This window comes from Gordoniibacillus kamchatkensis (genome assembly GCF_000829455.1).
Classification (GTDB): domain Bacteria; phylum Bacillota; class Bacilli; order Paenibacillales; family NBRC-103111; genus Gordoniibacillus; species Gordoniibacillus kamchatkensis.
Genome location: NZ_JXAK01000003.1, coordinates 97,116 through 115,305, shown reverse-complemented (window position 1 = coordinate 115,305; position 18,190 = coordinate 97,116). Strand labels below are relative to the sequence as shown.

15 protein-coding genes and 2 pseudogenes are annotated in these 18,190 nt (G+C 55.4%); 4 read left to right on the top strand and 13 right to left on the bottom strand.

Annotation, left to right across the window (positions count from 1 at the left end; translation table 11 throughout):
- Positions 1-251: 251 nt before the first annotated feature.
- Both SD70_RS02930 and SD70_RS02925 read left to right on the top strand, forming a co-directional pair.
- The gene (locus tag SD70_RS02930; protein WP_041045485.1) at positions 252-1,007 is read left to right on the top strand and encodes an alpha/beta fold hydrolase; all 756 of its coding nucleotides are present in this window, start codon (positions 252-254) and stop codon (positions 1,005-1,007) included.
- Between the two features lie 7 nt (positions 1,008-1,014).
- On the top strand, positions 1,015-1,614 hold the full coding sequence (locus SD70_RS02925; protein WP_041045483.1) for a TetR/AcrR family transcriptional regulator: 600 nt from the start codon (positions 1,015-1,017) through the stop codon (positions 1,612-1,614).
- A gap of 148 nt (positions 1,615-1,762) precedes the next feature.
- On the opposite strand, the gene SD70_RS02920 is transcribed toward SD70_RS02925, so the two are convergent.
- Positions 1,763-2,239 (bottom strand): divergent PAP2 family protein, encoded by a 477-nt coding sequence (locus SD70_RS02920; RefSeq protein WP_041045620.1) that lies wholly within the window; start codon positions 2,237-2,239, stop codon positions 1,763-1,765.
- Positions 2,240-2,440: 201 nt separating this feature from the next.
- Here SD70_RS02920 and SD70_RS02915 point away from each other — a divergent pair, with 201 nt between their 5' ends.
- The gene (locus tag SD70_RS02915) at positions 2,441-3,319 is read left to right on the top strand and encodes an aldo/keto reductase (RefSeq protein WP_041045481.1); all 879 of its coding nucleotides are present in this window, start codon (positions 2,441-2,443) and stop codon (positions 3,317-3,319) included.
- 86 nt (positions 3,320-3,405) lie between these two features.
- Here the strand turns inward: SD70_RS02915 and SD70_RS02910 are convergent, their stop codons facing one another.
- The 11 genes and pseudogenes from SD70_RS02910 to SD70_RS02860 all read right to left on the bottom strand — a co-directional run bounded on the left by SD70_RS02910 (position 3,406) and on the right by SD70_RS02860 (position 15,308).
- Positions 3,406-3,669, bottom strand: a complete 264-nt coding sequence (locus SD70_RS02910) for an HPr family phosphocarrier protein (RefSeq protein WP_041045479.1) — start codon at positions 3,667-3,669, stop codon at positions 3,406-3,408.
- The gene (ptsP, locus tag SD70_RS02905) at positions 3,666-5,393 is read right to left on the bottom strand and encodes a phosphoenolpyruvate--protein phosphotransferase (protein ID WP_041045618.1); all 1,728 of its coding nucleotides are present in this window, start codon (positions 5,391-5,393) and stop codon (positions 3,666-3,668) included. Before ptsP ends, SD70_RS02910 begins: the two co-directional genes overlap by 4 nt.
- Positions 5,394-5,422: 29 nt before the next feature.
- On the bottom strand, positions 5,423-6,586 hold the full coding sequence (locus tag SD70_RS02900) for a mannitol-1-phosphate 5-dehydrogenase (RefSeq protein ID WP_041045477.1): 1,164 nt from the start codon (positions 6,584-6,586) through the stop codon (positions 5,423-5,425).
- Positions 6,583-7,020 carry a PTS sugar transporter subunit IIA gene (locus SD70_RS02895; RefSeq protein WP_041045475.1) on the bottom strand — a complete coding sequence of 146 codons (438 nt, stop codon included), beginning with the start codon at positions 7,018-7,020 and terminating at the stop codon, positions 6,583-6,585. The genes SD70_RS02900 and SD70_RS02895 overlap by 4 nt, the downstream gene beginning before the upstream one ends.
- Entirely contained in the window at positions 7,017-9,083 is a 2,067-nt protein-coding gene (locus tag SD70_RS02890) for a BglG family transcription antiterminator (protein ID WP_041045473.1), read from the bottom strand. Before SD70_RS02890 ends, SD70_RS02895 begins: the two co-directional genes overlap by 4 nt.
- 75 nt (positions 9,084-9,158) lie before the next feature.
- Positions 9,159-10,595 (bottom strand): PTS mannitol transporter subunit IICB, encoded by a 1,437-nt coding sequence (locus SD70_RS02885; RefSeq protein WP_041045471.1) that lies wholly within the window; start codon positions 10,593-10,595, stop codon positions 9,159-9,161.
- A gap of 170 nt (positions 10,596-10,765) precedes the next feature.
- Complete coding sequence (locus SD70_RS02880; protein WP_156157866.1) at positions 10,766-11,407, bottom strand: CBO0543 family protein; 642 nt, start codon at positions 11,405-11,407, stop codon at positions 10,766-10,768.
- Positions 11,356-11,799: a CBO0543 family protein gene (locus SD70_RS32765; RefSeq protein WP_052486993.1), complete on the bottom strand. Its 444-nt coding sequence runs from the start codon at positions 11,797-11,799 to the stop codon at positions 11,356-11,358. The genes SD70_RS02880 and SD70_RS32765 overlap by 52 nt, the downstream gene beginning before the upstream one ends.
- 178 nt (positions 11,800-11,977) lie before the next feature.
- Positions 11,978-12,622, bottom strand: a pseudogene (bluB, locus tag SD70_RS02870) (5,6-dimethylbenzimidazole synthase).
- Between the two features lie 181 nt (positions 12,623-12,803).
- Complete coding sequence (locus SD70_RS02865) at positions 12,804-13,736, bottom strand: manganese-dependent inorganic pyrophosphatase (RefSeq protein ID WP_041045467.1); 933 nt, start codon at positions 13,734-13,736, stop codon at positions 12,804-12,806.
- Between the two features lie 163 nt (positions 13,737-13,899).
- A pseudogene (locus SD70_RS02860) lies at positions 13,900-15,308 on the bottom strand (MATE family efflux transporter).
- A gap of 211 nt (positions 15,309-15,519) precedes the next feature.
- Here SD70_RS02860 and SD70_RS02855 point away from each other — a divergent pair.
- Positions 15,520-17,031 carry a sulfatase family protein gene (locus SD70_RS02855; protein ID WP_041045465.1) on the top strand — a complete coding sequence of 504 codons (1,512 nt, stop codon included), beginning with the start codon at positions 15,520-15,522 and terminating at the stop codon, positions 17,029-17,031.
- 255 nt (positions 17,032-17,286) lie between these two features.
- On the opposite strand, the gene SD70_RS02850 is transcribed toward SD70_RS02855, so the two are convergent.
- Positions 17,287-18,156, bottom strand: a complete 870-nt coding sequence (locus tag SD70_RS02850) for an RNA polymerase sigma-70 factor (protein ID WP_156157871.1) — start codon at positions 18,154-18,156, stop codon at positions 17,287-17,289.
- Positions 18,157-18,190 lie beyond the last annotated feature (34 nt).

Here is an 18,190-nt window from a genome sequence, read left to right as displayed (position 1 = left end):
GTATTTTCTTGCGGCAAGCCTCGCCAATCATCGTCTATCCGAATAAAGCGGTGGTCACAAACGGACATTCCGATTGACGAAACTGATGCCGCGTACCTTATGGAGCGCGGTATCTGGACTGCGGCAAATACGACAAGTTTCATTTGGTCCGCCACATACTCCTCTCTGCATTTTTTATTGACTGTACGTTCAGTCATAAAATATAATAACATGGTACAGGAACAAATTGGCATTATCGGGAGGGAGAAAGAATGGATTTATATTATGAAATTGCGGGAGAAGGCTCGCCTGTCGTCCTTATTCACAGCCCGGGCGTGGATTCGAGGGAGTGGAAATATGTCGCGCCGCTCCTGGCCAAAACCAATAAAGTCGTTACCTTTGACGCCCGGGGATGCGGACGTTCGCCTGCTCCGCTGTCGCCGATCCGCATCATGGACGATTTGCGGGAACTGTTCGATCACCTGGCTCTTACTAAAGTGACGCTGGTCGGGCATTCCATGGGCGGGCAAGCGGCGACCGAGTTTACGTTGTCTTATCCCGACTTGGTAGAACGGCTTGTATTGATCGCCCCTTCGCTCTCGGGTTTTGCTTATTCGCCGGAGTTTACCGAGTGGATGGCCCAAATTAACTCGCTTGCTCCCGATCTCGGCAAAATGGTGGAGATGTCCTTGAACGGACCTAACTATCGAATCGCTGCGGCCAGTCCGCACCGGGATTTTTTGCGTGAAATGACCGTCCATTATATGACCAAAGTGTTTACGGAATGGAAGAGCTTCGAGGTTGTTTGGCCTCAGCCGCCTGCGATCGAACGTTTGGAGGAAATTGCGGCAACAACGTTGTTTATTCACGGAACGGTGGAATGGCCGGATATGCTTCGCGTCGCCGAGCAATTTAAGCGTGTCCCCTCCCATCGCTTTGTTCAAATCGAAGGGGCAGATCACATGCTTACCTTAACGCACGCGGAAGAGCTCGCGGGCCTCATCCTGCGTTTTTTGACGGAGGAGTGAATCTGCAATGCCTCGCACCCGGGATGAGAATGACCGAATTCGACAACTAACCAAAGAAAAAATACGCGCCGCTGCCATGGACATATTTATCGAGCGGGGCTATCATGCCGCATCTATCGACGATGTTGCGAAGAAAGCCGGCATTTCCAAAGGCTTAATGTACAATTATTACAAGGGGAAAGAGGAGCTCCTCGCCGAAGCGGTTCAGCATCGGATCGACGAAATCGTCCGGGTCATGCAGGAGGCGTCCGCTTTGCCTTCGCCGTCCGAACAATTGAAGCGCATCGTCGAAGGCGCGCTCGACAACGTCAAGCTGCAGCCTAAAGTGCACCGGTTTTATTTGCATCTGCAATCTCTGCCGGAAGAAGACAAAGTGCTGTCCAAATACAGCGAAATGCTCAATCGGGAAATGGCGGACCAATTCGAGGTGCAATGCGGGATGTTCGCCGAACTTGGGACCGAGGAGCCGCGGCTAAGGTCGCTGTACTTCTCCTCCACTCTCCATGGAGCAATGCTCATGATTACCACCTATCCGGAGCATTACCCTGTCCAGGAAATAAAGGAACAAATGATTTGCGAATATTGCTCCGTTCCCCCTCCGCGCTGAATGCGGATCCCGGAAGCTGCGGCGCAAACCCGGCAAAAACGGGCCTATGTGAGGAGGCGGCCGCCTTCCCCGGCTTCCGCCTCCTTCGTTCCATTCGATGGCGCGGCCCGGCGCTTCGCCATCGGCGGAATGCCGGACCGTGCTCAACTTACCGGCGGGGGCGCAGCGTGCCCGTCTCCGCCCAGTAGCTGGCGATGCCGGTCGCGGCCCCGACCAGAGCGCTGGCAAGCACTTCGCGCGGCAAATGGCCAAGCCTCTCCTTTAGCGCTTCTTCGCGGCGGCGGTGGTAGACGCCCGGATGCAAGTTAGCCAGCTTCTCGACCTGGGCGTCGAGACCGTTGAGCTCTACGGCCATTTCCCCGGCATGCCGCCGGATGCCCATGGCATCGTACATCACAATAAGGCCGAACACCGTACTTATGGCAAAATCGGCCGACGACACTCCTTTCTTCATGGCGAGGTAGGCGGCGAGCGCCGCAGCTCCGGCCGAATGCGAACTCGGCATGCCGCCGCTCGAAAACATTTGCGACCAGTCCCATTCCCCTCGGCTCCAGTAATGAATCGGAAGCTTCAGCACCTGCGCCAGTCCTACGCCGACGAGACCCGTAACGAGAGCTCTGCCCAAGCCGACCATCCTTCCCTGTTGAAAATGTCCATCGGGATTAGAATGCAGATTCCGGTTCCATTTTATTGCATTGGGCTTTGGCAGTTTTCGCCAACGGAGATGTCCGGGCGGAAGCTACATATTTTTATGAAAAATCGGCACCTGCTTTTCTCCAATAAATGGGTTATACTGGACGTAAAATAACGAAAGGAGATGGTGCGTATGTTGACACGTCCGTTAGGCCGGCTCGGCCGGGAAAGCTCGGTTGTCATGTTCGGCGCTGCCAGCCTCGGCTCGGTCACGCAGGAGGAGGCCGACGCATCGATCCGTCTTGCGCTCGAGCAGGGCGTCAACCATTTTGACACTGCGGCCAGCTACGGCGATGCCGAGCTCAGGATGGGTCCGTGGATGCCCAAAATTCGAAGTGACATCATCCTTGCGACGAAGACGGGCGAACGCTCCAAGGAGAAAGCGAAAGCGGAAATTCACCGCTCGCTCGAAAGGCTGCAGGTCGATTCGGTCGATCTGCTGCAGCTGCACGCCGTCGGAGATATGGAGAACCTGGACATGTGCACCCGGCCCGGAGGCGCGTTGGAAGCGCTTCTCGAGGCCAAGGAAGAAGGGCTGATCGGCGCAATCGGCATTACCGGCCACGGCCATCAGGCGCCCGCCGTCCATACGGAAGCGCTGAAGCGGTTTCCGTTCGACACTGTTCTGCTCCCGCTCAACTACTACTTGTACTCGCTACCCGACTATCGCCGTGACTTCGACATGCTCGTCCAAGCCGCCGAGGACAGCGGCGCAGCCGTGCGCGTCATCAAGGCGATCGCCAAGGGGCCGTGGGCGCCGGATCAGGCGCGCCCGTACGCGACATGGTACGAACCGTTCGATGTGCAGGAGGTGATCGACGCCTGCGTTCACTTCGTGCTATCGTTCCCAAGCGTCGTCGGCTTCGCCAGCGCCGGGGACATCCATTTGTTCCCGAAAATTTTGGATGCGGTGAAGCGTTACGGGTCCATGGACCGGGAACGCACAGAGCAAGTGCTGCAAGGCATCAGCGGCTATTCGAGCCCGTTCGGCGCACCGACGTCGATCGCATAAGCCGGTTTTCCCCATGCAAAATAGGGCCGTCACCGCGCAGCGCGCAGGACGGCCCTATTTGGGCTTCGGCAGCTTTCCGTTACCTACTATTCTTCAAAAATTTTGGTCAGCAGCTGTCCGAGCTCGGCCAGCGCTTGTTCTTCTTGCTCTCCGTCCGCTTCCAGCGTAACCACATCGTTCTGTTCGATGCCGAGCGTGAGCATGCTCAGCGAGCTTTTCCCATTTACCTTCTTATCGTTCTTGCTCACGGTGATCTTGCAAGGAAATGCGCTAGCCTGCTGCACGAACAGCTTCGTGGGGCGCGCATGAAAGCCTGAAGGATTCAATACGGTAAACGACCTGGATATCATTCGGAGGCACTCCCTTTCTTCGCTTGAACAAACTGCTCGATTTCCGTTTGGCTTCTCATCGCAAGCAGGCTGTCGATATAAGCGGCCCACTCCGTGCGGGACGTCTGCATAATGAATTCGCGGGCGGGCAAGATGAAGCCGGCGCTCATGCTGAACTCATACAGGCCCATTCCGAGCAAAATCGGAATCGCTCTCGCGTCGCCGGCCATCTCGCCGCACATGCCGACCCATTTGCCTTCCTTATTAGCCGCCTGGATGACCATGCGGATGAGCCGCAAAATCGTCGGATGGCACGGCTGGTATAAGTACGACACCGTCTCGTTCATTCTGTCGGCGGCCATCGTATATTGGATCAGGTCGTTGGTGCCGATGCTGAAGAAGTCCGCTTCCTTCGCGAACATTTCGGACGCCAGCGCCGCGGCGGGCACTTCGATCATCATGCCCACTTCGATCCGCCCCGACACTTCCACGCCTTCCTGAAGCAGCCTCTGCTTCTCTTCCTCCAGCAATCGTTTGGCTTCCATCCATTCTTCCACGACCGCGATCATCGGGAACATGATCTTGAGCTGGCCGAACCGGCTTGCCCGGAGCAGCGCCCGCAGCTGGGTACGGAACAGGTCCTGACGGCTGAGACACAGCCGGACGGCCCGAAGGCCTAGGAAGGGGTTGCTTTCCACCGGCAGCTTCATGTACGGCAATTCCTTATCTCCGCCGATATCCAGCGTCCGAATGACGACCGGCTTGTTTTCCATCTTCTCCAGAACATGTTTGTAGATCTGATACTGTTCTTCCTCCGTAGGCAAAGAGCTGCGTCCCATATACAGAAACTCCGTGCGGAACAACCCGATTCCTTCGGCGCCGTTCTCCAGCACCTTCTGCAAATCATCAACGCTGCCGATATTGGCGGCCAGTTCAACCCTATGCCCGTCTTTGGACACCGTCGGCAGTCCGGCAAGACGGCGAAGCTCTGCCCGCCGCCGCTCGTACGCTTCTTTCTTGCGCCGGTATTCCTCAAGCTCCTCCTCAGAAGGGTTTACCAGTACTCGCCCCTCTACCGCATCCAGAATAACGGTCATCCCGCTGCGGATTTCGGACGTTTCGGCTCCCGCGCCTACAATCGCCGGTATTTCCAGCGAACGGGCCATGATCGCCGAATGGGACGTGCGGCTGCCGATTTCCGTAACGAAGCCTTTCACGTAAGCCGGCTTGAGCTGAGCCGTATCCGAAGGAGTCAAATCGTCGGCAATGACGATCGTTTCTTCCACGATGTCGGACACGGCCGTATGCGTTTGTCCGCGCAGGCGGCCGATCACTCTGCCGGAGACGTCTCGCACATCGGCGGCGCGTTCCCGCAGCAGCTCGTTATCCATCGCGCTCAGAATATCAATGAAGCTTTGAGCTACTTCATACAGCGCATATTCGGCATTCACGCCTTCGTTCTCGATCTTCTCCAGCGCAGCGTCGATCAGATCGGGATCTTCCAGCAGCATGATATGAGCTTCGAAAATTTCCGCTTTCGCCGCGCCGAGCCGCTGTTCCGTCAGCTCCCTGATCTTCCCGAGCTCCACGCGCGCTTCCTCGACGGCTGTCCGAAGCCGCTCTTGCTCGCTCTTGGCATCCCCGATCTTCTCCTTAACCGGCACAAACTCCGCACGCTGCATCCTGTACGCCTTCGCAATGGCAATACCGGGGGACGCGGCCACTCCGGTCAGCACTCTCGTTATCATGTTCGCCATTGTCCCTGCTCCTTTCCTCACTTGCGAACGGCTAACCGCTGCAATCGTTCATATTCGCGAATGACACTTCGATGAATCGGATGCTCCTCGCCGATCGCAGTAAATTTACTGATCGCCGCAGCGAGTCCATTCGCCCTGATCTCAGCTTGAATTTCCTGCGCTTCCGGATCTTCCGGGTAATCAAACAACAATGCTGCAGCCATGGCCCCCGCCAAATGAACCGGCGCGGTCCCCATTTCGTACAGCTGCAGCGCCGGACGAACGAGCCGGTCGTTCGGGGAAAGCTTGCGTATCGGCGAGCGTCCGACCCGCACGACTTCGTCCGTCAAATGCGGGTTCTGGAATCTCCCCACAATTTTGGCGACGTACTGCTCGTGTTCGGTTCGGTCGAATCCGTACTTGCCGATCAGCATCGCTCCCGTTTCTTCAAGCACAGCCTGCACCTTGGCCACGATGCCGGCATCCGCCATACTATCCTGAATCGTGCCATATCCGTAAATGTACCCTAAATAAGCGGCACAGCAATGTCCTGTATTCACGGTAAATAATTTGCGTTCGATATAGGGCTCCAGCTCGTCCACATAGTGGACTCCCTGGATCGGCCGCGCGCCGGGAAGCATCCGCGACCGATCGACGACCCATTCGCAGTATGGCTCTACCGTTACCATGAGCGGATCCTCGTGGTGCTGAATCGGCACGATCCGGTCCACCGCGGCGTCCGGGAAAGCGACGATGGCGTCAGCCTTGCTGCGCAACTCTTCATTCAGCCGTTCGTACACGTGTTCCTTCAGCTGCGTGCTTCCTCCGATCGCATTCTCGCAAGCGATGACATGAAGCGGACCCGCTCCGCCGCTCTCGAGCCTCTTCTCAATGCCTCTGGCGATTCCTTCCGCAATATGCTTCAGCACATTGACGCCCACGGCCGTTGTCACCAGATCCGCCTGCGCCACAGCTTCCGCAACCCGCTCCGGCTCTTTGCCGTTGATCGCGGTCACGCCGCTGACTACGATCTGCTCTCGTTCGTCATTAGCCAGGTTGACGACATATTGCTGCTTTTCCTGCAGCCGGGACACCAACTCGTCGCTTACATCTACGAAGACGACCTCGTATCCCGATTGCGACAACAATAGCCCGATAAACCCCCGGCCGATATTTCCCGCTCCGAAATGGACCACCTTCATGCTTCCAGCCCGCTTTCGAAAATCGAAATAATCTCCTCCGCCGTGCTTGCTTTCACGATTCGCTCCATATTTTCTTCTTCCGAGCAGATCATCGCCACATTCGTCAGGATGTCCAGGTGCTCGTTCCCCGCCGCCGCTATGCCAATCACGAGGTATGCCCGCTCGCCTTCGCCGAAATCCACACCCCCCGGTATTTGCACAATCGACAATCCGGTCGAGGCAATCAACTCCTTCGAATCCTGCGTCCCGTGCGGAATCGCAAGTCCGCTTCCCATGTAGGTGGACAGCGTCCGCTCCCGCTCGAACATTTTGTCGATATATTCGGGAGCGGCGTGCCCGGCATCCACGAGCAGCTGGCCCGCCAGGCGAATCGCTTCGAATTTGTCTTTCGGTGCGGCGTTCAGTTTCAATTTATTGATCGCTAAAATACTCATAGCAGGTCTCTCCTCATATCCGTGTTTATATTTATAAAGAACGCAGCAAGCTCCTGCGACAAAAATTGCTGAATCGCCTGCCGCGTACCGGTCTCCAGCAGCAAGGCCATCTTCTCGTTCAGCAGGAACGAGCTGATCTCGCTAAGCACCTCCAGGCTTTCCCTGGACAGATCTTGCGGACCAAGCATCAGCAGCAAATGCCGGACCCCGGCGGAGCTATCGTCCTCCAAGGGAAGATCGTCGCTTAAACGGAATAAGGTGAAGCTGGGCCTGGCAATATATTCGCTTCTCGTATGAAACAGCGCAATGCGGGTGTCCGGAATGACTTGGGTGCTGAGCTTCTGCCGTTCGATGAGCAACTGTACGACCGCCTCGAAGTTCCGCATCCCGTCGCGATCGGCGATTGCCCCGCATGACCGCCGCAAAATGTCACGGAGCGAACAACCGGACGGATCCAGCTCATAGATCTCGAATTGATCGATGAGCCTCACGATCTCGTTCAAATACTTCTGGAGTCGATACAATTGTTCCAGAGCAGCCGTCCCATCCGATTTTGCCGCGTGCCGCGAGCGGTTCTCCTGCAGCGTAACATCCCGGATATACGAGCGCAATGTTTCGGCCTCATCCTTTGTCAGGAGAGGACTGAGCTTGATATAGCGGTCCGGCTCGATGGGAAGATCCACTGTCGAGATGATGAGGTCATACGATTCTTCAGGAATACGGGAAGCCTCAAACCACGAAACATGGCCGACGATTTCGATTTGCGGCAGCTCCTTGCGCAGACGCACGGCCAGCATTTTGGACGAACCGATGCCGCTGGTGCATACGATGATCGCTCTGACGCTCCGTCCGAGCTGCTTAAGCCGCTCCATCGAAGCGCCGAAATGCATAACCAGGAAGCCGATCTCTTCATCCGGCACATCGATGCCGGCCATCGAATCGTTCACCGCCCGGCGAATGCTGTCAAACAATTGTTCATAGTCTTTCTTAATTTGCGCCAGCAGCGGATTGCGGATGATCGCTCCTGCCCGCAGCCGTTCCATGGCGCTATCCATATGACTGAGCAAGCCTTCGCGCAAAGAACGATCCATGCCGAACGGCGCCTGCAATTGCTGTTCCATATGGGAAATGAGCCGTCCCGCCTGCTCCCTGCTGCTCAGCTCGTTCTTGGCCAAAAGCAGATGATGGTCCGATACGCCGGCCCGTTCGTACAGCTGGGCCAGATGACAAGCTTCGGCTTCGGGCAGCTCCAGCAGCAGCGCGTCCGACAGACTGCTCAGCCATCGCCGCTCTTCTTCGCTCAAGCTCTCCGCCTTGCATCCGTCCTCCGCTTCCATCAGCTTGCCTTGCCGCATTCGATGCACGGCTACCGTGATTCGGATCAGAAGCTCGGTATACTCGCTTTCGGACAGCTCGTTCAGGCGCTTGTCTTCCGCTTGCCAGAGAGCTTCTTCAACCGTCATCAAATGTTGTTTGCCAACAAAGCCAAGAAGCTTTGCCGTAACAAGGGACTGATTTTGTGCCGGCTTGCTGCCGAACAAATCGGAATCGTCCAGGTAATTGCCGGCCAGCTCGCAAATCGCGGACCGCACCCGCTGCTCGGGGCCGGTAATTTGGACCCCGTAGCCCCTTCTTCTCACCAGCTTCAAACCGCGCCCTGCGATCCAGCTTTCCAGCTCATCCAGATCGTGGCTGACCGTCGGCACTGCGACGCCAAGATTGTGGGCAATCGCGTACAGCTTTAACGGCTCCGACTCTTCCAGCAGCGTCATCAGAATCAGCAGCTTGCGTTCTTCCGAGGAGTAATCCGCCGCTCCTCCTGTTATAGCGAGCTGCCTCAGCTCCTCCAGCTTATTTGGCGGAGCCTCGAGCCGGATCCCCTTGCCCGATCTCTTGTGCAGAACCGCCCCGTATGCGGCAAGCATCGGCTCCAGCTCGGACAGCTCCCTATGCACGGTTCTGACGCTTACCTTGATGTCCTTGGCGATTTCTGCGGCTGTAATCTCGTCCTTGCGACGCAAGAGGAGCTCCACAATTTGGCGCTGCCTGCCTGAAACTTGCATGCGAATCTTCCTCACCGGCAAAATGGGCTTAACGCCGGCTACGGCCAGCGTTAAGGGAGAAGCTTTCTTCAGCTATTAGCTCAGACGTTTGACTAATTCGTCGTATTCCGGGCTTTTCAAGAAATTATCGATGGAAATATGTTCGGCCTGCGGCGCCTTAGCTTTGGCGCGATCGGTTAGCGATTTATGAGTTACGACGATGTCGGCGTCGCCGGGAATTTCATTGATTGCGGTATTGACGACCGTAACGTCGGATCCCGCTTCCTTCAGCTTCTTTCGCAGAATGGAAGCTCCCATGGCGCTTGAGCCCATACCGGCATCGCAGGAGAACACAATTTTCCGAACCTCCGTCTTGTTCTTCGGTTCTACAGCTGTGTTGGCGTTGGCGCTAATTGCTGCGGCAATCGGCGCGCCTTTGATCTGCTTCATTTTTTCCGTTGCAGTCTGCAGATCGTCTCCCTCTTCTTCTTTCTTGCTTGTTTTGAGAAGCAGCGCGGCGATCAGGAACGATACCGCGGCCCCGGTGACGACGCCGGTAAACACCGGCAGCAGCCCGCCCTTAGGCGCCATGGCGATGTAAGCGAAAATACTGCCGGGAGAAGGCGGCGCCACGAGTCCCGCGCCAAAAATCGAGAAGGTGAACGTGCCGACTACACCGCCGGCCATCGTCGCCAGAATCAGCCGCGGATTCATCAGGATGTACGGGAAGTAAATCTCATGAATTCCGCCGAAGAAGTGAATGATAATAGCGCCCGGAGCCGATTGCTTCGCGGAGCCTTTGCCGACCAGCCAGTAAGCCAGCAGCACGCCGAGACCGGGACCGGGATTCGATTCGAGCATGAACAGAATCGACTTGCCGGCTTTGGAAGCCTGATCCAACGCAATCGGACTAAGCACGCCGTGGTTAATCGCGTTGTTCAGGAACAACACTTTACCCGGCTCGATTAGCAGGTTGGCCAGCGGCAGCAGACCGGCGCCCACCAGCACTTGCACTCCTGACGCCAGCGCCTTGCTGATCATCTGCACCACCGGACCGACCACCGTATAGGCAAGCAAGGCGAGAATGGCGCCGATAATGCCGGCGGAGAAGTTGTTGACGAGCATTTCGAAGCCGGAACGCACTTTGCCTTCGATCGACCGGTCGAATCGCTTCAACACAAAGGCGGAGAGCGGACCTACAATCATAGCCCCAAGGAACATCGGGATATCGGTCCCTATGACGACACCCATCGTAGCAATCGTACCGATGACGCCGCCGCGAGTGCCGTGCACCATCTGCCCGCCGGTATAGCCGATCAGAACAGGCAGCAAATACGTTATTATCGGACCTACAAGCTTAGCCAGATGTTCATTCGGGATCCAACCCGTCGGAATAAATAATGCGGTAATGATCCCCCAGGCGATGAATGCGCCGATGTTCGGCATCACCATGCCACTCAAGAAGCGGCCAAACTTCTGGACTTTGACCTTCATGTCCCCGGAAGTTTGAGCTTGCGCTGCTGCTGTAGCCATCGGGATAACCTCCTTTATGTTATGTTAGTGAACCGTTTTGTAATCGACTACGTGCATATCGTACTGCAAAAGCGCTTTCACGTTCAATCAAAGGAAAACGTCATTTCGTCATGAACGATGTTGACAACAATTTAGTTTGTTTTCGGCAAGCCGCGCCCCACCCTAACACGTCAGCGTTTGCCGAAGCTGTGCAATGAACCGAACGCAAACCATTTATAGAACCAATATCCTAGCAATAATGTAAAAGCAATGGTTATCCACGAGTAATACCCGGTCCATTTGATGTAAGCAACAAGCAGCGTGTTCCTTTCCAGAATCACTTCAACTAACGTCAATATCGTGGGAAAAGCGAGAATATAAACGATCTTCGGCCAAAAGCTTCTCGTTTTGGGATAATGCAGATTGAAAACGGCGCTAATCACGGGTAAAGCAAGGAATTCGTAGGTGAAGCTTGTACTGACCGCTTTATCGAAAAACCTGCTCGGGTAAATGATCAACCCCCATTGCACGGCGGCCAAACCGAAGAACCATGTCGGAAGCTGCAGAAAAATGTAACTGATCCATGCCTCCCGAACATTGGCTCTTGGCACAAAAATAAGGAGCAGCAATACGGATATGACCCACACTGACGCTTCGATGAGCGCATTCATGTTCATCGGTTCATTTCCTCCCGGGATAAAGGCTGCCGGAAAAACCACTTGGTAAACCAGTAACAGAACATGAAAGAAGCGGCCACCAACACGAATTGATAAAAGCCGTTCTAACGAACATACTCCTGCAAATCCGTCAGCTTTTGCATGAAATAATCCCAAGCCGCCATGATCATCGAGCCGGCCAGCGTGAACCAGACTTTCCCCGAACGCGATCTTTTGGGAATAAGAAAGTAGTACAGCACCGCTACGCCGGGATAAATGAAATAGTCCCCGACGAAATCTCCCCGGGTCGCTAACGGGAATACCCGGACAGGGCATACGGTCAATCCATAGTCGACGAGCAAGGTGCCGACCGCCCATGTGATGACCTGCATGTTCAGGAAGCCGACCCATGCTTCCCGTACACGGTTTGCCGGAACTACGACGAGGAGCGCGACAACCAGCAAAGCGCACGTAACGGCATCCCATAAAAATTGATATCCGATAAAAACGAAAGGTGCATGGCCGTTCTTACTCCTGCAGTGCCCGAGAATGACTGTAATTTTTCCCACCCGAGGCTAATCCATGCATCTCGGTAACGGATGGGCCAGAGACGGCGGTGAAACTCAGGCAAGTGGGACGATCTGAATATGGATTCGAGCCAGATTCCTCCAGGGTACGCTATAGCAGCACATGCCCTCATACAAATAGAGCCGTCCCCGCGCAGCGCGGGGCGGCTCTATTTCCCGGTTATGGCTGATTTCCCCACTTGTCCTGAAAGATGAGGTTTTTCAAATTTTTCCTCTTCTCCCAATTGGCCGATTCCAATATCGGTTTCGATGGATAATGCTCCGTATACCCGACAGACAGCAAAGCAACCGGTTCAATATGCGGAGGAATACCTAAAATATCGCGCACGTCATTTTTTTTTGTAAAAGCTGACCCAGCCCATGGCCAAACCTTCCGCGCACGCGGCCAGCCACATATTTTGAATGGCGCAGGCAGTGGATAAAATGTCGGTTTCCGGGATCGAGTTTCGTCCCAGCACATGAGAACCTCCCCGTGTAGGATCGCACGTAACGCATATGGTCAGCGGCGCTTGCTTGATCCCTTCCACTTTCAGACTCAAAAACTGGTCCTGGCGATCGCTTCGTAATGAATGGCAAGCGCTCTTCTCTCTTTGTCCGCCGCCCATGCGAGCCGCGTTTTGATTTCTTCCTGCGCGACCAAAATGAAGTTCCAAGGCTGCATGAAGCCTACCGAAGGGCCATGGTGGGCTGCATCCAATATATTTTCGATAATCTCGGGAGGAATGGGATCGGATAAAAACGTTCTGATATCTCTTCTCGCATATATGATTTTGTACAGCGCTGCTTTTTCTTGTTCGTTAAACACCTTGCACACCCCGTTTGCGAAAATGCCATTCTTACTGACAATTATACAGAAGAATAAGGCGTTACGACAGGGAAAAGCGCTGCCGCTATACTTGAGAGCCACTTCTCCAAGTCCAAATGCAAAAATAGGGCCGTCACCGCGCAGCGCGCAGGACGGCCCTATTTTTGCTGATGGCTTTCCGTTACATATTGTTGAACGTTTCCGTCAGCACCGGCACGATCTGCGATTTGCGCGAGACGACGCCTTTGAGGACGGCTTTGTTGTTTTCGAGCTTGACGTTGTACGCTTTCTCGACGGCGCCTGCGGCGCGGCCGAGCGCGATTCCGACGGAGTCGTTGTTCAAAATGTCCGTGACGACGAACAGGAACAGATCGAGCCCCTTCTTCGCGATAATATCGTTCAGAGCGGCTTCCAGCTCGCTCTGGCGGCTGAGCACGTCGTTCACGTCGACGGCGTTCACTTGGGCGATCTCGACTTTGGCGCTGCCCATCGAGAACTCCTTGGCGTCGAGGGAGATGAGCTGGGCGATCGTTTTGTCGCTCAGGTCGGCGCCTGCCTTCAGCATGTCAAGGCCGTACGCTTCGGCGTTCACGCCGGCGATTTCGGCGAGCTCGCGCGCTGCGGCAACGTCTTCCGGCGTGCATGTCGGAGATTTGAACAGCAGCGAATCGGAGATGATGGCCGACAGCATCAGTCCGGCAATTTGCGGGCGGATGGCGACGCCGTTCTCCTTGTACAGCTTTTTCAAGATCGTAGCCGTGCAGCCGACCGGTTCGGCGCGATAGTAGAGCGGTGCGCTCGTCTCGAAATTGGCGATGCGGTGGTGGTCGATCACTTCGAGCACCTGCACCTGGTCGATGTCGCTGGCGCTCTGCTGGCGCTCGTTATGGTCGACGAGGATGACGCCTTTGGCTTCGTTCGCAACCGTCTCGACGAGACGGGGCGCATCGGCTCCGAACTTGTCCAGGGCGAACTGCGTTTCGCCATTGACGCTGCCGAGCCGCACCGGCTCAACATTGTGGCCGAGCTGCTTTTTCAGATCCGCATAGGCGAGCGCCGAGCAGATCGAGTCCGTGTCCGGATTTTTGTGTCCGAAAATCAGTATTTTGTCCATCGGATTACTCCCTCAATTCGAAAGTTTTGGCGAGAAAAGTATACCCCAGACGAACGCGTTAGGCAAGCGCCGAAGCAGCGGCGCGAAGGCCGGAACCCGAGCGGCCGCCCGGCGTTCGGCCCGTTCCCGCCCCGCTCCGCAGACGGCCTGCCGCAGCGTTCCTCTACGCCGTGCCGCCGCGGGGCGCGGGCCGGCCGAGCATGCACGCCTTTTTCCAGTTGCCGAACCGGTAGTACAGCAAGTTCAGTCCGGCCGCTACGGCGAAGCTGATCGGGAAGCTCCACCAGATCGGGTTGAAGCCGTAAGCGTGCCCCAAATACGTTGCCAGCGGAATGCGCACGAGCAGCAAAGTAATGAACGCGATAACGAGCGGCGCGACCACGGCTCCCGATGAACGGACGACGCCGGCCAAAACGTTGAAAATGCCGAACAGAATAAAGGACCAAAGCGAAATGTCGTTGATCTGCATGCCGAGATCGATCGCTTTGCCCGCCGGCAGGAAAAATCCGAGCACTTCGCGGTTGAACAAATGGAGCACGAGCACGAGCAGCCCGGTCAGCCCGACGTTGAAGCCGACGCCGATCCACGTAATGCGCGACACGCGCGACCACAGCCCGGCGCCGATATTTTGCGCCGCCATCGACGTGGCCGCCCCGCCGATGGCCATAGCCGGCATCTGCACGTAGCTGGAAATTTGCATCGCCACCCCGAATGCGGCGGCGGCTTCCGAACCGTAAGAGTTGATCAAATGAATGAGCAGCAAATTGCTCACGGACACGACCACCATATTGAGCCCCATCGGCACGCCCTTTTGCACGGTTGTGCGGATAATGCTCCAATCGAAGCGCAGCAAATGAACGTCGGCCCGGGTGATGCGCAGAAAATATTTTTTGCGGTACAAATGCAGGATGAGCAGCACGAAGCTGATGAATTGGGCGATGAATGTGGCGGTGGCGGAGCCGGCGATGCCCAGCCGCGGGAACGGACCGTATCCCTCGATCAGGAGCGGATTCAGCCCGACGTCGAGCACGGCCGACAGCAGCAAAAAGTAAAACGGCGTCTTCGCGTCGCCCGCGCCCCGCAGCACGGCCATCACCAGGTTGAAGCCGAACATGAACGGAACTCCGGCGAAAATAATGCGCGTGTACGAAACGGCGAACTGTTTCGCGTCGGGCGGAGTGTTCATCAAATCGAGAATCGTCCCGGAAAACAGCAGCCCGATGCCGCCGACGATGAGCGACAGCACCAGAAAGAAGACGATGCTGGTGCCGACGACTTTTTTCGCTTCGTCAACCTGCTTCGCCCCGAGATTTTGCCCGATCAAAATGACGGACGCCATCGCGAGTCCGAAAATAGCGCTGATCAGAAAAAACATAATGATGTTGCGTTCGACGTAGCGGCTACCGCCGTCTCGCCGAGAAACTGCCCGATCCACACCGTGTTGATCGAGCCGTTGAGCGATTGCAGCACGTTGCCGAACAAGATCGGCAGCGAGAACAGAAACAGCGTTTTGGCGATCGGCCCTTCAGTGAGCGAGGGACGAGCCTTTTTCGGTGGTGAAGACGGGTTCATGTACGGTCTCCTTCATTAGCCAGAAATCTGGAATATTCCTATATTATACCTCGGTCCCAACCCGATGAACAGTTGCGCCGCTCGTCCAAATCGGACGCTTCGTGCCAAGCCTCACAAATTGATAACCCCGACACAACAAACTGTTATTTCCGGCAAGATCAGCTTGCTATATGATTTGGCTATCCGCAAATAGAAGGGAGCACGAACGCGCATGCAAAAACCTAACATTCTGCTTATTACAAGCGACCAGCAGCATTGGAATACGATCGGGGCGTTCAATCCCGAAATTTCCACGCCGAATCTGGATCGTCTGGTCAAGGAAGGAACGACGTTCGCCAGAGCGTACTGCCCGAACCCGACCTGCACGCCGACCAGGGCTTCCATTATTACAGGCATGTACCCGAGCCAGCATGGCGCCTGGACGCTCGGCACGAAACTGCTGGAAGACCGCCACACGGTCGGGGAAGACTTCAAGCAAGCCGGCTACCGGACGGCGCTTGTCGGCAAGGCGCATTTTCAGCCGCTGCACGGCACGGAAGAGTTCCCGTCGCTGGAATCGTATCCGATTTTGCAGGACCTGGAGTTTTGGAAAAAGTTCGACGACGATTTTTACGGCTTCGAGCACGTGGAACTCGCCCGGAACCATACGAACGAAGCGCATGTGGGGCAGCATTACGCCATCTGGATGGAAGAGAACGGCTGCATGAATTGGCGGGACTATTTCCTCCCCCCTACCGGCACGATGGACAAATCCGTGCTGCACAAATGGCCGATTCCGGAAAAGTACCATTACAACACCTGGATATCCGAGCGGACGAACGCGCTGCTCGACACGTACAAGCAGAGCGGCGAGAACTTTTTCCTCTGGGCGAGCTTCTTCGACCCGCATCCGGATTATCTCGTCCCCGAGCCGTGGGACACGATGTACGATCCGGACAAGCTGACGATTCCGACGGTGACGCCGGGCGAACACGACAACAACCCGCCTCATTTCGGGATGACGCAGCTGGACGATCCGGACTTCTCCCATTTGCGGGAAACCGGCAGAGGCATTCACGGGTATCACTCGCATGTCAAGCTTCCACCGAGCGAGCGCAAAAAGCTCGTCGCCACGTATTACGGCATGATCAGCATGATGGACAAGTATATTGGCAAAATTTTGGATAAGCTGGACGACCTCGGGCTTGCGGACAATACGATCGTCGTGTTCACTTCCGACCACGGCCATTTTTTCGGCCAGCACGGCCTTCAATACAAGGGCGGCTTCCATTACGAGGATCTGATCCGGGTGCCCTTTCTCGTGCGCTACCCGGGCAAAGTGCCGGCCGGCCGCGTCTCCGGAGCGATCCAGTCGCTCGTCGATCTGGCGCCGACGTTCCTGACCATGACGGGCATTCCCGTTCCGCATGCGATGACCGGGGTCGACCAGAGCGGAGCATGGACCGCGCAGCAGGACAAAGCGAGAGACCATGCGATCTGCGAATTCCGGCATGAGCCGACAACGATCCATCAGAAGACGTATGTGGACGAACGTTACAAAATCACCGTCTATTACAATCAGACGTACGGGGAAATATTCGATTTGCAGGAAGATCCGAACGAGCTGAACAATCTTTGGAACAAACCGGAATTTGCCTCATTGAAAACGGAGCTGCTGCTTAAATACGCATGGGCCGAACTGGGCAAGGAATCGATGCCTATGCCGCGGATTTGGCACGCTTGATTAGGGGGACGGTGCCGTCGCGGCACCGCCTTTTTTGCCGCGACGGCAAACTGAACGCGAGTGGAGGTTCATAAACAAATAAGCTCTCCGGAAACGAATAGGGATCGTCTGGAGAGCTTATTTGTTGCAAGCTTTCTGATACAATGGATAACTCTTAGCAGGTGATCAGCTATGCAATGGGGAGAAGTTCGCAAGATATACCCCGACCAATACGCAGGTTAAACAACTTATCAAATACAATGTGAAATCATCTAACTAATGCACATGTGTCAATTTATCCGGGTTTGCAACAAAGTAGAGATTATCAATGCGGCCATCCTGAACCTTGAATGAAATGACAGCCCACGTTTTTTTATCCATATATACGACGATTCCAGGCAGGCTATTTACCATGGCGATACGGTAAGTTAAATGTTCAGTAAACTTTTTCCAAAAATCCGTTACAGAGCGGGAAATTCGTATGTGCCCATGAAGGGGTTGCAGTAGAGCTTTGCCGCCCCCGTCTGTCAAGAGTACCGCGTCCGTCGATAGAAATTTCATGATTTGGGCCGCGTTACCCGAAGCAAGGGCATACATGAATTGCTCCACCAAGCTGGTGGTTTGCTCCTGATCCAAGCGGTCCGAATGATCCGGATCATATTTGACACGAAGACTGCGTTTAGCTCGATGAAATATTTGCCGGCAGTTAGCGCTGCTCTTGCCAACGATGCCGGCAATCTCCTCATAATCGTACTGCATCGCCTCGCGCAGCAAAAATACGGCTCGCTCCACATAAGATAATTGCTGCAACAACAGCAAGTAAGCGGTCGATACCGACTCCTTCTGCAAGTATGATTGCATCGGATCCGTTTCATCACTTGCTGTTGTCACGAGAGGTTCCGGCAGCCAGGCCCCGACGTAGTGTTCCCGCTGTTTGCTCGAAGAACGAAGCAGTTCGAGACAGCGGTTCGTTACGATTTTGCACATGTATGCTTTCATATTTTGAATGTGGTCAGAACCGGATTTATATATGGTTAAAAAAGCTTCCTGAACAATATCTTCCGCATCCATGACACTGCCCAGCATTCGGTAAGCAAGGGAAAACAATACCGGTTTGTATAGGGAATATAATTGCTCGGTTTTCATGTTTTCCAAGATGACGGCCCCCCCGCTTTCTTCC

Coding starts and splice junctions, on each gene's coding strand:
- SD70_RS02885 (WP_041045471.1), bottom strand. CDS start 10,595: ATGGCTACAGCAGCAGCGCAAGCTCAAACTTCCGGGGACATGAAGGTC.
- SD70_RS02915 (WP_041045481.1), top strand. CDS start 2,441: ATGTTGACACGTCCGTTAGGCCGGCTCGGCCGGGAAAGCTCGGTTGTC.
- SD70_RS02890 (WP_041045473.1), bottom strand. CDS start 9,083: ATGCAAGTTTCAGGCAGGCAGCGCCAAATTGTGGAGCTCCTCTTGCGT.
- SD70_RS02865 (WP_041045467.1), bottom strand. CDS start 13,736: ATGGACAAAATACTGATTTTCGGACACAAAAATCCGGACACGGACTCG.
- SD70_RS02855 (WP_041045465.1), top strand. CDS start 15,520: ATGCAAAAACCTAACATTCTGCTTATTACAAGCGACCAGCAGCATTGG.
- SD70_RS02910 (WP_041045479.1), bottom strand. CDS start 3,669: ATGATATCCAGGTCGTTTACCGTATTGAATCCTTCAGGCTTTCATGCG.
- SD70_RS02930 (WP_041045485.1), top strand. CDS start 252: ATGGATTTATATTATGAAATTGCGGGAGAAGGCTCGCCTGTCGTCCTT.
- SD70_RS02895 (WP_041045475.1), bottom strand. CDS start 7,020: ATGAGTATTTTAGCGATCAATAAATTGAAACTGAACGCCGCACCGAAA.
- SD70_RS02850 (WP_156157871.1), bottom strand. CDS start 18,156: ATGAAAACCGAGCAATTATATTCCCTATACAAACCGGTATTGTTTTCC.
- SD70_RS02900 (WP_041045477.1), bottom strand. CDS start 6,586: ATGAAGGTGGTCCATTTCGGAGCGGGAAATATCGGCCGGGGGTTTATC.
- SD70_RS02925 (WP_041045483.1), top strand. CDS start 1,015: ATGCCTCGCACCCGGGATGAGAATGACCGAATTCGACAACTAACCAAA.